This is a genomic window from Janibacter sp. CFPM2_SD2 (assembly GCF_057364645.1).
Map to the genome: position 1 here is coordinate 14,473 of NZ_JBNFOF010000017.1, position 12,730 is coordinate 27,202.

Consider the following 12,730-nt stretch of genomic DNA (forward strand, 5'->3'; position numbering starts at 1 on the left):
GCCGCACCGGGTCTGGGGACGGGGTCCCGACTCCGCTAGAAGCCGCCGTCAGGCATCTCGAGCTCGGACTTGGCGAGCTCCTCGACGTTGACGTCCTTGAAGGTCACGACCCGCACCTGTTTGGCGAAGCGCGCGGGGCGGTAGATGTCCCACACCCACGCGTCCTGCATCGTCACCTCGAAGTAGACCTCCGCGCCCTCGCCGCGCACCTTCACGTCGACGCTGTTGGCGAGGTAGAAGCGCCGCTCGGTCTCGACGACGTGGCTGAAGAGGTGCACCACGTCGCGGTACTCGCGGTAGAGCGCGAGCTCCATCTCGGTCTCGTACTTCTCCAGGTCCTCAGAGCTCACCGGGACCTCCCTTCGCTCGTCGTCGTCGCGAGCAGCTCGGGGCCCACGCCCGCGACGCCCTCATCATCTCCCACGACCTGCGGCGCGACCGGGGCCACCCCCGGCAGCGACCACGAGCGGCGGTGCTGCTCGCTGGGCCCGTGCACACCGAGGGCGTCCATGTGCGCGCTCGCCGAGTAGCCCTTGTTGTCCTCCCAGCCGTAGTGCGGGTGCTCACGCGCCAGCTCGACCATGCGGTCGTCGCGCTCGACCTTCGCCAGCACGCTCGCCGCTGCGACCGAGCTGCACCGCATGTCGGCCTTGATCATCGTGCGCACCGGAGGTGTCGACGCCCCGCCCGACAGCTCGGCGAAGAGCCCGACCTCCTCGGGGTCGGTCAGCCAGTCGTGGTTGCCGTCGAGCAGGACGAGGTCGGGGACGACGTCGATCCGGGCCAGTGCGCGCCGCCCGGCCAGACGCAGGGCGGCGATGATCCCGATCTCGTCGATCTCCTCCGGCTGCGCGTGACCGACGGCGTGCGCCAGGGACCACCGCTGCAGCCGCGGCACCATCGCCCGGCGGGCGGCCGGCGTGAGCAGCTTGGAGTCACGCACCCCCGGCCGCGCGGTGCGGCAGGTCTCGTCGATGACGACGACGCCCGACGCTCACGGGCCGGCGAGCGCACCGCGACCGACCTCGTCCATCCCCGGCGAGCACCCCGGTGCCCGGCCCGCTGCAGCTCGCGCTCGACACGCAGGCTGGGCTTGCCGGAGAGGCCTCGCCCGGAGCGGGGTGCGCGACGGGCGGTCGTCACGACGTGTGCGGCTCGCGCGCCGGTGGGCCGAGCGAGCGGTTGCTGCCTGCGTCCGGGACCTCCGTGTAGACCTCGGGGTAGTCGGACAGGGTCGTCATCCGGTTGAAGGGCCAGACGGTCACGACGGCTCGACCGACGACGAGGTCGATCGGCACCGAGCCCTTGTCGCCGTTGCCGCCCGGGTCGTGGAAGCGCGAGTCCGAGGAGTCGCTGCGGTTGTCACCCATGACCCACAACCGCCCGCTCGGCACGGTGATGTTGAACTCCTGCTGGCTCGCCTCGACGCCCGGCTTGAGATAGGGCGTCTCGTCGACGGGCTCGCCGTTGATGAGCAGCCGCCCCTCGGCGTCGCAGCACTGGACGTGGTCGCCGGGTAGGCCGATGACCCGCTTGATGAGGTGGCCCTCGGAGGTGTCGGGCAGCAGGCCGACGAACATCAGACCGCTGCGGATGCCGTCGAGCACCGGCCCGCGGTCGGTCTGCGGCGACGGGCTGAGCCAGTCGCCCGGGTCCTCGAAGACGACGATGTCGCCGCGCTTGATGTCGAAGGGACCCGGCGTGAGCTTGGAGACGACGACCCGGTCACCGACGAGCAGCGTGTTCTGCATCGACTCGCTGGGGATGAAGAAGGCCTGCACGAGGAAGGTCTTGACGACGAAGGACAGCGTCAGCGCCATCGCCAGGACGACGACGATCTCGCGGACCGCCGCGCCGAGCCGGGCTCCGAGTCCGCGATCGCTGCGCTCCCGCTCCTCGCGGGCCCGCTCGCGCTCTTCGTCCTCGGCCTCGGCGTGGGCCGAATCAGGGTCGTGTGCCACAGGTCTCTTCCTCTACCGCGCCCCGCTCCGGGACGTCATCCGTTCCAGTATCGCTGCTCGGGTGCCGCAGGACGGCATCCGAGCCCCCCATGTCCGAGCCCGTCCGCGGGCCGCCGCGGCTCAGTGCTCGAGACCGCCGACCCGGTCGAGCGGCCAGTAGCGCCACGCCACGTGACCGACGACGTCGTCGACCGGCACCATGCCGCCTCCCGGATCGCCGAGGTGGCTGCGGGAGTCGGCGGAGTCATCACGGTTGTCACCGAGGACGAAGAGGCGACCTGCCGGGACCTCCACGTCGAAGGGGGTGTCGCAGGCCTTCGTGCCCGGCTCCAGCCAGGGCTCGTCGACCCGGTCGCCGTTGACGAGCAGGCCGCGCTCGGGCGTGCACGTCACCCGGTCGCCGCCGACGCCCGCGACCCGCTTGAGGAAGTCCTGCTCCCCGAGGTCGACGGACAGCGTCGAGGCGATCGCCGACAGCGAGCGGCCGATGAGCCCGTCGGAGGCGAAGGGGGTGCGGTCGGCAGCCGCGAAGGTGTCGGTGCCGTCGAAGACGATGACGTCACCGCGCTCGATCTCGCCCGCGCCGATCTTCGTGACGACGACCCGGTCCCCCGGCATGATCGTCGGCTCCATCGACGCGCTCGGGACGTGGAACGACTGCATGACGAAGGCTCGCACGAGCACGACGAGCAGGACGGCCACGCCGATCTCGAGGAGCAGCCGGCGCGCCGGACGCACGTCGACCCCCGCCGGGTCTCCGGCGGGGGTCGAGGTGGGGGTGTCCTGGGTGGGCTCGGTCGACATCGAGGTCAGCCTAGAGCCCCTGTCAGGCAGCTGAGTCAGCTCGCGGGGGTCTCGCGACGCTCGCGGATGCGGGCAGCCTTGCCGCGCAGGTTGCGCAGGTAGTAGAGCTTCGCGCGGCGGACGTCACCACGGGTGGCGACCTCGATCTTCTCGATGACCGGGGTGTGCAGCGGGAAGGTGCGCTCCACGCCGACGCCGAAGGAGACCTTGCGGACGGTGAAGGTCTCGCCCACGCCGCCGCCGTGGCGGCGGATGACGACGCCCTGGAAGACCTGGACACGGGAGCGGTTGCCCTCGATGACCTTGACGTGGACCTTGACGGTGTCGCCGGCCCGGAACTCGGGGATGTCGTCCCGCAGGGACGCCTTGTCGATCTCGTCGAAACGCTGCATGGCGCTGTCGCTTTCCTGCGGACGCCACAGGTCGCCCGCCCTCGTCAGTACTGTGTGAGGAGTCGCGCCCACCGCCGCGTGCTGCGGGTGGTCGGTGCCTGCTGGCATCGTCTCTCCCGGCACTCCCCCTGTGGCAGGGGCGGTGTCAATGAGCGCGATGTCCGATTCTGCCAGAGGGGAGCGCATGTCCACCAATCGAGTCGTGACGGCCGAGCCCTCCACCACGGCTGCCGCACCGTCGACCGACGGGCGCCGCCCCCTTCGCATCGTCGGCGCACTGCTGACCGTCGCGCTGCTCGCCCCCTCCGCCGCGCTGCTCGCCTCGCGGGTGCGTGGCCTGCTCGCCCTCGAGGACGGCAGCGCGCCGGCCTGCGAGGGCGCCGCCTCGTCGGCCGGGTCCTGCCAGCTGGGCCTGCCGACGGTCTTCTGCTGCTCGCGATCCCCGGCGCGCTGCTCTCCCTGGGGCACCGCGCCCAGGGCTGGGTGTGGCTGCTGCTCGTGCTCGTCGGCACCGCCGGGCTCGAGGTCGCCCTGCGGGTGTGGCTGCCCGGCTGCCTGTAGCCCTTCGAGACGGCTCGCCCCTCGCCTCCTCAGGAGCGGCGCCGCCGGGTGAGGTCGACCGTCCCGGGGCCCTCGCCGGGCCCGCAGACGCGGTAGCCGGCCTTCTTGTAGAGCCGCAGCAGCCGCTCCTGGTCTGCTCCGGTGTTGAGCCAGTAGGTGCTCGTGTCGGCCGGGGCCAGGGCCTCGGCGTGCGCGAGCAGCGCCCGCCCGAGGCCGCGCCCCTGCAGGTCGGGGGCAACCATGAGCCGCCCGATCTGCCAGGTCGTCGGCTCCTGCGGGTCGCGGCGCACCCGTACCGACCCCACGAGCCGCCCCTGCGAGCGGAAGAGGTGCGTCGTCCAGTGCTCGAGGTTGTCGGCGACCGTCGCGGCATCCTCGGCCGGCGCGCCCCACCAGTGCTGCTGCGGGGTGACCATCTCGATCCAGCAGGCCTTCTGCAGGACCGTCAGCTCGGCCGCGTCGGCGCGGGTGGCGACCGAGTGCTCGAGGCCAGCGAGCTCCGAGGTGGTCGCCGCGACGTGCAGCAGGTCGGGGCGACGTGCGGCCGTGCGGGCCAGGCGCTGCTCGTGGCGCCACTGCGCGATCGCCCCGTGGTGTCCACCGAGGAGGATCTCGGGGACCGCCCGCTCGACGCCGTCGCCGTCCTGCCACACCGCGGGCTTGGTGTAGATCGGGTACTCGAGCAGCCCCCCTTCGTGCGACTCCTCGACGAGGGACTCGGCATTGCCGACGACCCCCGGCAGCAGCCGGCCGATGGCCTCGACCATCGCGAGGACGGCGACCTCGCCGCCGTTGAGCACGTAGTCGCCGAGCGAGATGACCCGCACCGGCATCCGCTCGGCGGCCCACTCGTAGACCCGCTCGTCGATGCCCTCGTAGCGACCGCAGGCGAAGGCGAGCCACGGTGCCTGGGCCAGCTCGCGCGCCGTCGCCTGGGTGAAGCGCTCACCCCCCGGGCCGGGCACGACGAGAACCGGCGCCGGGCCGGTCGTCTCGTCGGCGGAGTCGAGCACGTGGGTGAGGGCCTCGCTCCAGGGCTGCGGCTTCATGACCATGCCCGCTCCCCCACCGTAGGGGGTGTCGTCGACGGTGCGGTGCCGGTCGTGGGCGAAGTCGCGCAGGTCGTGCACCCGCAGGTCGATGATCCCGTCCCGGCGTGCCTTGCCGATGAGCGAGATGTCGAGGGCGCCGAGGTAGTCGGGGAAGATCGAGACGGCGTCGATGCGCACGGCTCACTCCCCCTTCGCGTCGAGGTCGAGCAGACCGGGGGGCGCGTCGACGACGAGCCGGCCGGCCTCGGGGTCGACCTCGGGGACGATCGCCTCGACGAAGGGGACGAGCGCCTCGCTGCCGTCCGGTCGCCGCAGTCGCAGCCGGTCCTGGGCGGCGCCGAGCTCGAGGGCGACGACCTCACCGACGACGGTGCCGTCGGGCGCGACCGCGGTCAGACGACGAGGTCCTCCTCGTACCAGCCCTCGTCGTCCTCGGTCGGGTCCGGCTCGCCCTCCGCGAGCACGAGGCGGGTGCCGCGCAGCGACTCCGCGCCCGTGCGGTCGGGGATCTCCTCGAAGCCGAGCAGCCAGATGCCCCGGTGCACGCGGGTCGTCGCCAGGGTCAGCCGGCGCGGCACGCCCGAGCCGGGCTGGGCCCGGGTCTCGAAGACGGCGCCCGGGACGAGGCGGCTCTCCGGGTCGTCCGTGTGCAGCTGGACGGTCACCTCGCCGCGCAGCGCGTGCGGCTTGCCGATGCGGGCGACGACATGGCCCTGCGTGGAAGTCATGCCGGACAAGATATGTACCCGCGGCCCGACATGGCGAATGGCCGCCACCCCGCAGGGTGACGGCCATCCGTCATGACGTGGGCGCTGCCCTCAGCGCTCGCGGTCGGTGTCGACGATGTCGATCCGCACGTTCTCCCCGCCGGAGAGCGCACCGAGGACGGTGCGCAGGGCGGAGGCGGTGCGGCCGGAGCGCCCGATGACGCGACCCAGGTCGTCGGGGTGCACGCGCACCTCGAGGATCTGGCCGCGACGCAGGTTCTTGCTCCGGACGACGACGTCGTCCTTGTGGTCGACGATGCCGGTGACCAGGTGCTCGAGCGCCTCGTCGAGCATGTCAGGCCTCGGTGGTGGTCTCGGCCTCGGCCGGGGTCTCCTCGGCGGGGGCCTCGGCAGCCTCGGCCTCGGCCTTCTCCGCAGCAGCCTTCTCCTCGGCCGCCTTCTTGTCGGCGGCCTCCTTGTCGGCCTTCTTCTTCGCGGTGATGGCCTCGTGCTCGGCACCCTCCTTGTCGGAGGAGGCGAGAGCGGCCTCGTAGAGGTCCTTCTTCGAGGTCTTGGGCTCCTTGACCTTCAGGGTGCCCTCGGCGCCGGCCTCGCCCTTGAACTTCTGCCAGTCACCGGTGACCTTGAGCAGGGCGGCGACGGCCTCGGTGGGCTGGGCGCCCTGGGAGAGCCAGTACTGCGCACGCTCGCTGTCGATGTCGATGACCGAGGGCTCCTCGGTGGGGTGGTACTTGCCGATCTCCTCGATCGCACGGCCATCGCGCTTGGCGCGGGAGTCCATGATGACGACGCGGTAGAACGGAGCGCGGATCTTGCCCATGCGCTTCAGACGGATCTTGACGGCCACGTGAGTGGTCCCTTCGTTTCGTGAGCACGGCGAGACCGTGCGCGGTTCGCACGGGGTATCGAGCTCGGGGTGTAGGCATCCGGCGCGCAGCAGCGCGGACGGGTACGGCGGCGATTGTTCCACGAGGGGCCACCCCCGGCCAAAACACGTCAGGACGAAGGGGGCGGGACGTCACCCGCCGCAGGGATCACCTCGGCCCAGACAGCGCTCTCAGCGGTTCTCCCAGGCCCCCGGGGCGGCGACGGCCTCGGTGACCGCGTCCGGGAAGTCACCACTGAGGACGTCGGCGAGGGTGGTGCCGTCGAGGACGGAGCGGACGCTGGAGCGCACGGCCACCCACACCGTGCGCAGGTGGGTGGCAGCCCCCTCGTAGCTCGTGGCCTGCGGACGCTCCCCCCGCACCTCGGCGAGCGGGCCGTCGACGGCACGGATGACGTCGCCGACGGCGATCTGGTCGGCGGGCCGCGCGAGCAGGTAGCCCCCGCTGGCACCCATGCGGCTCGTGACGAGGTCGGAGCGGCGCAGGTCCGCGAGGATCGCCTCGAGGAACTTGCGCGGGAGCTCCTGGTCCGCGGCGAGCCGGACGACCGAGACGGGGCCGCCCCCTTCGCTCGCCGCCGCGAGGGTGAGCATCGCGCGGACGGCGTAGTCCGATCGGGCCGAGATGTCCATGCCGCCCAGTATCCCTTGGGGCACGCTCCCGGGAGACCACACCCTGAGACATAACTGACCGTTACTTGACCCATAAGCAGACCGTGGGCAAAACTCCCCCTAGTCCCATGGGAGAAGCAGTGACTTCGCCCGGGCGCCGCACACTCCTCACGGAAAGAGTCCTCCGTATGCGCAAGCTCGTCCTCCTGGCCGTCGTCGGCCTGCTCGCCCAGCTCGTCGACGGGTCCCTCGGCATGGCCTACGGCGTCACGACGACGACGCTGCTGCTGGCCATCGGCACCAACCCGGTGGCCGCGTCCGCCACGGTCCACCTCGCCGAGATCGGCACCACCCTCGTCTCGGGCGCCTCGCACTGGCGCTTCGGCAACGTCGACTGGCCGGTCGTGCTCAAGATCGGCGTCCCCGGCGCCGTCGGCGCCTTCGCCGGCGCGACCTTCCTCGCCAGCCTCGACACCTCGACGGCCAAGCCGGTCATGTCCGGGATCCTGCTCGCCCTCGGCCTCTACGTCTTGCTCCGCTTCACCTTCAAGGGTCTGCGCAAGGACCGCCTCGGCACGCCGCTGCGCAAGCGCTTCCTCGCGCCGCTCGGGCTCTTCGGCGGCTTCGTCGACGCGACCGGCGGTGGCGGCTGGGGCCCGGTCGGCACGCCCGCGATCCTCGCGAGCGGCCGGCTCGAGCCCCGCAAGGTCATCGGCTCGATCGACACGAGCGAGTTCCTCATCTCCGTCGCCGCGAGCATCGGCTTCCTCGCCGCCCTCGGGTCGCAGGGGATCGCCTTCTCCTGGGTCGCGATGCTCTTCATCGGTGGCGCCATCGCCGCCCCCATCGCCGCCTGGCTCGTGCGCACCATCCCGCCGCGCATCCTCGGCTCGCTCGTCGGCGGCCTGATCGTCCTGACCAATGCCCGCACGATCATCGGCGGCGACGGCCTCGCCCTCGGCAGCAGCGCCGTCTGGGGCATCTACGCCGTCATCTGGGTCGGCTGGATCGCCGCCGTCGCCTACAGCTACCGCGCCCACCGCGCGGAGGTCGCGGCCGAGGCCAACTCCCCCGAGGACGAGCGCGAGCTCGTCGCCGAGCCCGCCTGAGCGTCTCCCCCGCGAGCCCCGGGATCATCGGACGACCCGATGGTCCCGGGGCTCAGCTGCCTCCGACCCGAGCGCCCCGCAGGATCACGTGCGCCGGTGTACCGCAGGCCCGCACGTCCTCACGGGGGTCATCGGCGAGGACGACGAGGTCGGCGTCCTCCCCTTCGGCGATGGCGGGGTGACCCAGCCAGTCACGGGAGCGCCAGGTGCCGGCGGCGAGCGCCTCACGAGTGGTGAATCCGGCCCGGGTCAGCAGCTCCATCTCCTGCGCGACGAGACCGTGGGGCAGCGAGCCGCCCGCGTCGGTGCCGACGAAGACGTCGATGCCGGCGTCGTGGGCTGCGGCGATCGTCTCGAAGCGCCGTTCGTGCAGCTGCAGCATGTGCCGGTGGTAGTCGGGGAACTTCTCCGCGGCGGGGGCCGCGATCTGCGGGAAGGTCTCGATGTTGACCAGGGTGGGCACGATGGCGATGCCCTGCTCGGCGAAGGCCGCGACGGTCTCGGGCACGAGCCCGGTCGCGTGCTCGATGCAGTCGGTGCCCGCCGCGGCGAAGTCGGCGAGGGACTCCTCGCCGAAGCAGTGGGCGGTCACCCGCGCCCCCTCCTCGTGGGCGGCGGCGATCGCCTCGACGAGCACCTCACGCGGCCAGCAGGGAGCGAGGTCGCCGACCCCCCGGTCGATCCAGTCGCCGACGAGCTTGACCCAGCCGTCGCCGGCGCGGGCCTCGGCCCGCACCCGCGAGACGAGCTGCTCGGGCTCGACCTCGTGCGCGTAGTTGCGGATGTAGCGCTTGGTGCGAGCAATGTGCCGGCCGGCGCGGATGATCTTGGGCAGGTCGTCGCGCTCGTCGATCCATCGGGTGTCGGCCGGGGAGCCGGCATCGCGGATGAGCAGGGTCCCCGCGTCACGGTCGGTGAGCGCCTGCTGCTCGCTCGTCGCGTCGTCGACCGCCCCGTGGGCGTCGAGTCCGACGTGGCAGTGCGCGTCGACGAAGCCCGGCAGCACGTAGCCGGTCACCGTCTCGACGTCACCGCTGGTCGGCGGCGTGAAGGAGACCTTGCCGTCGATGACCCACAGCTCCGGCACGCTCTCCTGCTCGGAGACCAGCACCTCGCCCTTGACGTGCAGCACATCAGCCATGTCGGCAGGCTATCCAGACTGCTCGGGTCAGCGCAGGGCCTCGTCGATCGGCGTGCTGCCGTCGTGGAACTCGATGGTGCGCCGCACGGTGCCGTTGGCCTCGAGGGTCGCCGCGACGACCCGGGCGACATTGGCTCGCGAGACCTGGCCGCTCCCCTCCCGGCCGACCTGGATCTTGCCGGTCGGCGGGTCAAGGGTCAGGCTGCTCGGCCCGAGGACGGTCCAGTCGAGGTCGGTGCCGCGCAGGTGCTCGTCGGCCGCGGCCTTGGCCTCGGCATATGCGTGGAAGGGGTTGCTCGGGTCGACGCCGTGGTCGGGCCCGGCGCCGCAGTAGCTCAGCATGACGTAGCGCCGCACGCCGGCCTGTCGCGCGGCCTCCATCGAGCGGATCGCCGCGTCCTGGTCGACGGCCCGGGTGCGCTCGGGGTCTCCCCCGCCGGCGCCGGCGGACCACACGACGGCGTCGTGGCCCGCGAGGACCTCAGCGATGCCGTCGGTGTCGAGCATCTCGACATCGGCGACGTGCGGGGTCGCCCCGGCCGCCTCGACGTCGGCGGCGTGATCGGGGTTGCGGATGACGGAGGTCACCGAGTGCCCGAGCTCGGCGAGGATCGGGGCGAGCAGCAGGGCCACCTTGCCGTGGCCACCGATGACGACGATGTGGGACATTATCGGGTCCTCTCGGTCGGGGTGCCCGGCATGACCGCCGGACACCTCCACTCCATCACACCCCGGCGTCAGCGTGACGAGGTGATGAGCGCCCGCAGCGACTGGAGCGTCACCTCGGGCGCCTCGGAGTGCACCCAGTGCCCGGCGCCCTTGACGGTCACGAGCCGCACCCGGGGGAAGAGCCGTCGCATCTCGGCGAGCTCGTCGTCGGTGACGTAGAGGGAGCGCTCGCCGGCGAGCCACAGCACCGTCTTGTCGAAGGGGGCGAGACCCGCCACCTCGTCGGTGGGCCAGCCGCCGATGGTGGCGATGTCGCGGCCGATCACCTCGAGGTTGGGCTGCCAGCGCCAGCCCTCGCCCTCACGGCGCAGGTTCTGCAGGAGGAAGGCCCGCACTCCCGGGTCGGGCGCGGCCTCGCGCATCGCCGCGTCGGCCTGCTCACGGGTGGTGATGCTGCCGAGGTCCATCGCCTGCATCGCGGCGATGTAGGTCTCGAACTCGCTGAAGCTCGTCGTCGCGGCCGGCGAGATGTCGACGACGCACAGCCGCTCGACGAGCTCGGGGTGGCGCAGGGCCACGAGCATCGCGATCTTGCCGCCCATCGAGTGCCCGACGACGATCCACGGCTCGTCCGGGTCGATCGCCCGCAGGTTGTCGGCGACGATGTCGGCGGCGGTCGGGTAGTCGAAGCGCTCGGTCCACGGCGACCGTCCGTGGTCGGGCATGTCGAGCAGGGTCGGCCGGCTGATGTCGGCCAGCCCCTTGGCGATCTGGGTCCAGTTGCGCCCCTGGCCGAAGAGCCCGTGGCAGAAGGCGACCCGGGGGCCGGAGGTCCCCGAGGTCACCGCGTGGAGCGTCGGCGAACCCATCGGTCGATCAGCTGCCGCCGCCGAGGAACTTCTCGAAGCCCTTCGGCAGCTGGCTCGGGTCGAGGTCGGCCGGCAGGCCGCCCTGGCCACCAGCAGCACCGCCACCGGCCGCACCGCCGCCGAAGGCGGACCCGGCGGGACCGCGCCCTCCGCCTTCTCGGCGGCTTCGCGCTCCTGCTGGGCGCGCTTTGGCGGGGGTTGCCCGACTTGCCCTTCTTCTTGGGCTGCTTGGTCTGCTTCTTGCGCCCGCCGCCCATGCCGGGGACACCGGGCATGCCCGGCATGCCGCCGCCGCGGGCGAGCTGCTTCATCATCTTCTGCGCCTCGGTGAAGCGCTCGAGGAGCTGGTTGACCTCGGAGACGGTCACGCCCGAGCCCTTGGCGATGCGCGAGCGACGCGAGCCGTTGATCTGCTTGGGGTGGGTGCGCTCGAAGGGGGTCATCGAGCGGACCATCGCCTCGACCCGGTCGAACTCGCGCTCGTCGAGGTTGTCGAGCTGGGCGGACATCTGGCCCATACCCGGCATCATCTTGAGCATCGACTTCAGCGAGCCCATCCGCTTGATCGCGGACATCTGCTGGAGGAAGTCGTCGAAGGTGAAGTCCTCCTCGGCGAGGAACTTGCGCTGCATCTCCTCGGCCTCGCCGCGCTCGAAGGCGCGCTCGGCCTGCTCGATGAGCGTCAGGACGTCACCCATGTCGAGGATCCGGCCGGCCATGCGGTCGGGGTGGAAGACCTCGATGTCCTTGGTCTGCTCGCCGGTGGAGGCGAACATGATCGGCCGCCCGGTCGTGCCGGCAACCGACAGCGCGGCACCACCGCGGGCGTCACCGTCGAGCTTCGACAGGACGACACCGGTGAAGTCGACGCCCTCGGCGAAGGCCCGCGCGGTCTCGACGGCCGCCTGGCCGATCATCGAGTCGATGACGAAGAGGACCTCGTCCGGCTCGACGGCGGCGCGGATGTCGGCCGCCTGCTGCATGAGCTCGGCGTCGACGGCGAGACGGCCGGCGGTGTCGACGATGACGACGTCGTGGTGCTGGGCCTGCGCGTGGCTGATGCCGGCGCGGCTGACCGAGACCGGGTCACCGAAGGAGCGGGTGCCCTCCCCCGACTCGAGGACCGCGTCGTGGCCGCCGGTGTTGCCGCGCTCCGGCGCGAAGACCGGGACGCCCGCACGCTGACCGGTCACCTCGAGCTGGGTGACGGCATTGGGGCGCTGCAGGTCGGCCGCGACGAGGAGCGGGGTGTGGCCCTGCTCCTTGAGCCAGGCGCCGAGCTTGCCGGCGAAGGTCGTCTTGCCGGAGCCTTGGAGGCCGGCGAGCATGATGACCGTCGGCGGCCGCTTGGCGAACTGGATCGTGCGGGTGTTGCCACCGAGGATCGTCACGAGCTCGTCGTTGACGATCTTGATGACCTGCTGGGCGGGGTTGAGGGCCTGGCTCACCTCCGCGCCGGTGGCACGCTCGCGCACCGCGGCGGTGAACTCCTTGACGACGGGCAGCGCCACGTCGGCGTCGATGAGGGCCATCCGGATGTCCCGGACGGTCTTGTTGACGTCGGACTCGGACAGGCGCCCCTTGCCGCGGAGGTTCTTGAAGGTCGCGGTCAGGCGGTCGGACAGGCTGGTGAACACCCGGCCAAGGTTATCTGCCCGCGGCGCTCCCTTCGTCACCGTCTCCGTCACACCCGTCGATGACGGCCGAGACGGCCCGGGCCACGGCGGCCGGCCCGAGCTCACGACCATCGCGGTCGGTGACGTAGAAGGTGTCGAGGGTCTGGCCCGCGTGCGTGGAGATGTGCGCCGACCTGACGCTGAGCCCCTCCCCCGCGAGGACGAGGCCGAGGTCGTGCAGGAGCCCCGGTCGGTCCTGCGCGCGCACCTCGATGACCGTCGCCCCGCCTGCCGGCGCTCGGCAGCACGAAAGGCGCGGGCGCCGCCGGC

Annotated in this window: 17 protein-coding genes and 1 pseudogene; 2 read left to right on the forward strand and 16 right to left on the reverse strand. The window is 71.9% G+C overall.

The genetic code is table 11. The annotated features are described in order from the left end of the window. Positions 1 to 35: 35 nt before the first annotated feature. The 5 genes from AC2W7J_RS03085 to rplS all read right to left on the reverse strand — a co-directional run bounded on the left by AC2W7J_RS03085 (position 36) and on the right by rplS (position 3,157). Positions 36 to 350, reverse strand: a complete 315-nt coding sequence (locus AC2W7J_RS03085; RefSeq protein ID WP_007927448.1) for a DUF2469 domain-containing protein — start codon at positions 348 to 350, stop codon at positions 36 to 38. Next, a complete protein-coding gene (locus AC2W7J_RS03090) occupies positions 347 to 943 on the reverse strand; it encodes a ribonuclease HII (protein ID WP_485981422.1) in 597 nt (198 codons plus the stop codon). The genes AC2W7J_RS03085 and AC2W7J_RS03090 overlap by 4 nt, the downstream gene beginning before the upstream one ends. A 196-nt stretch (positions 944 to 1,139) precedes the next feature. Next, on the reverse strand, positions 1,140 to 1,961 hold the full coding sequence (gene lepB / locus AC2W7J_RS03095; RefSeq protein WP_255185763.1) for a signal peptidase I: 822 nt from the start codon (positions 1,959 to 1,961) through the stop codon (positions 1,140 to 1,142). 120 nt (positions 1,962 to 2,081) lie between these two features. Further along, positions 2,082 to 2,765, reverse strand: a complete 684-nt coding sequence (gene lepB, locus AC2W7J_RS03100) for a signal peptidase I (protein WP_485981423.1) — start codon at positions 2,763 to 2,765, stop codon at positions 2,082 to 2,084. A gap of 35 nt (positions 2,766 to 2,800) precedes the next feature. Then, positions 2,801 to 3,157 (reverse strand): 50S ribosomal protein L19, encoded by a 357-nt coding sequence (gene rplS, locus AC2W7J_RS03105; protein WP_255185761.1) that lies wholly within the window; start codon positions 3,155 to 3,157, stop codon positions 2,801 to 2,803. 184 nt (positions 3,158 to 3,341) lie between these two features. Here rplS and AC2W7J_RS03110 point away from each other — a divergent pair, with 184 nt between their 5' ends. Further along, complete coding sequence (locus AC2W7J_RS03110; RefSeq protein ID WP_485981424.1) at positions 3,342 to 3,770, forward strand: hypothetical protein; 429 nt, start codon at positions 3,342 to 3,344, stop codon at positions 3,768 to 3,770. Here the strand turns inward: AC2W7J_RS03110 and trmD are convergent. The 6 genes from trmD to AC2W7J_RS03140 form a co-directional block, all read right to left on the reverse strand. Next, a complete protein-coding gene (gene trmD, locus AC2W7J_RS03115) occupies positions 3,748 to 4,947 on the reverse strand; it encodes a tRNA (guanosine(37)-N1)-methyltransferase TrmD (protein WP_255185759.1) in 1,200 nt (399 codons plus the stop codon). The two genes, AC2W7J_RS03110 and trmD, sit on opposite strands and share 23 nt — an antisense overlap. A 3-nt stretch (positions 4,948 to 4,950) precedes the next feature. Then, positions 4,951 to 5,190: a ribosome maturation factor RimM gene (locus AC2W7J_RS03120; protein WP_485981430.1), complete on the reverse strand. Its 240-nt coding sequence runs from the start codon at positions 5,188 to 5,190 to the stop codon at positions 4,951 to 4,953. Next, the gene (locus AC2W7J_RS03125) at positions 5,163 to 5,498 is read right to left on the reverse strand and encodes a ribosome maturation factor RimM (RefSeq protein WP_485981425.1); all 336 of its coding nucleotides are present in this window, start codon (positions 5,496 to 5,498) and stop codon (positions 5,163 to 5,165) included. Before AC2W7J_RS03125 ends, AC2W7J_RS03120 begins: the two co-directional genes overlap by 28 nt. Positions 5,499 to 5,588: 90 nt before the next feature. After that, complete coding sequence (locus AC2W7J_RS03130; RefSeq protein ID WP_068319604.1) at positions 5,589 to 5,831, reverse strand: RNA-binding protein; 243 nt, start codon at positions 5,829 to 5,831, stop codon at positions 5,589 to 5,591. Between the two features lies 1 nt (position 5,832). Further along, entirely contained in the window at positions 5,833 to 6,345 is a 513-nt protein-coding gene (gene rpsP / locus AC2W7J_RS03135) for a 30S ribosomal protein S16 (protein WP_072624130.1), read from the reverse strand. Between the two features lie 210 nt (positions 6,346 to 6,555). Beyond that, on the reverse strand, positions 6,556 to 7,017 hold the full coding sequence (locus AC2W7J_RS03140; RefSeq protein ID WP_255185756.1) for an RrF2 family transcriptional regulator: 462 nt from the start codon (positions 7,015 to 7,017) through the stop codon (positions 6,556 to 6,558). A gap of 167 nt (positions 7,018 to 7,184) precedes the next feature. Here AC2W7J_RS03140 and AC2W7J_RS03145 point away from each other — a divergent pair, with 167 nt between their 5' ends. Next, positions 7,185 to 8,105, forward strand: a complete 921-nt coding sequence (locus AC2W7J_RS03145; RefSeq protein ID WP_421006872.1) for a sulfite exporter TauE/SafE family protein — start codon at positions 7,185 to 7,187, stop codon at positions 8,103 to 8,105. A 52-nt stretch (positions 8,106 to 8,157) separates the two neighbouring features. On the opposite strand, the gene AC2W7J_RS03150 is transcribed toward AC2W7J_RS03145, so the two are convergent. The 5 genes and pseudogenes from AC2W7J_RS03150 to AC2W7J_RS03170 form a co-directional block, all read right to left on the reverse strand. After that, positions 8,158 to 9,246, reverse strand: coding sequence for an amidohydrolase family protein (locus tag AC2W7J_RS03150; protein WP_485981426.1), 1,089 nt, complete (start codon positions 9,244 to 9,246; stop codon positions 8,158 to 8,160). Between the two features lie 27 nt (positions 9,247 to 9,273). Beyond that, on the reverse strand, positions 9,274 to 9,915 hold the full coding sequence (locus tag AC2W7J_RS03155; RefSeq protein WP_485981427.1) for an SDR family oxidoreductase: 642 nt from the start codon (positions 9,913 to 9,915) through the stop codon (positions 9,274 to 9,276). A 68-nt stretch (positions 9,916 to 9,983) separates the two neighbouring features. Further along, positions 9,984 to 10,760, reverse strand: coding sequence for an alpha/beta fold hydrolase (locus AC2W7J_RS03160; protein ID WP_369694848.1), 777 nt, complete (start codon positions 10,758 to 10,760; stop codon positions 9,984 to 9,986). Positions 10,761 to 10,791: 31 nt separating this feature from the next. Further along, positions 10,792 to 12,421 (reverse strand): annotated as a pseudogene (gene ffh / locus AC2W7J_RS03165) (signal recognition particle protein). A 10-nt stretch (positions 12,422 to 12,431) separates the two neighbouring features. Continuing rightward, a partial coding sequence (locus AC2W7J_RS03170) for an ACT domain-containing protein (RefSeq protein ID WP_485981428.1) occupies positions 12,432 to 12,730 on the reverse strand: 299 nt, incomplete at its 5' end.

Bases quoted from the DNA above. Each gene is read 5' to 3' on its own strand.
- lepB (WP_485981423.1), bottom strand. From the start codon at position 2,765: ATGTCGACCGAGCCCACCCAGGACACCCCCACCTCGACCCCCGCCGGA.
- rplS (WP_255185761.1), bottom strand. From the start codon at position 3,157: ATGCAGCGTTTCGACGAGATCGACAAGGCGTCCCTGCGGGACGACATC.
- AC2W7J_RS03110 (WP_485981424.1), top strand. From the start codon at position 3,342: ATGTCCACCAATCGAGTCGTGACGGCCGAGCCCTCCACCACGGCTGCC.
- AC2W7J_RS03125 (WP_485981425.1), bottom strand. From the start codon at position 5,498: ATGACTTCCACGCAGGGCCATGTCGTCGCCCGCATCGGCAAGCCGCAC.
- AC2W7J_RS03130 (WP_068319604.1), bottom strand. From the start codon at position 5,831: ATGCTCGACGAGGCGCTCGAGCACCTGGTCACCGGCATCGTCGACCAC.
- AC2W7J_RS03140 (WP_255185756.1), bottom strand. From the start codon at position 7,017: ATGGACATCTCGGCCCGATCGGACTACGCCGTCCGCGCGATGCTCACC.
- AC2W7J_RS03145 (WP_421006872.1), top strand. From the start codon at position 7,185: ATGCGCAAGCTCGTCCTCCTGGCCGTCGTCGGCCTGCTCGCCCAGCTC.
- AC2W7J_RS03150 (WP_485981426.1), bottom strand. From the start codon at position 9,246: ATGGCTGATGTGCTGCACGTCAAGGGCGAGGTGCTGGTCTCCGAGCAG.
- AC2W7J_RS03155 (WP_485981427.1), bottom strand. From the start codon at position 9,915: ATGTCCCACATCGTCGTCATCGGTGGCCACGGCAAGGTGGCCCTGCTG.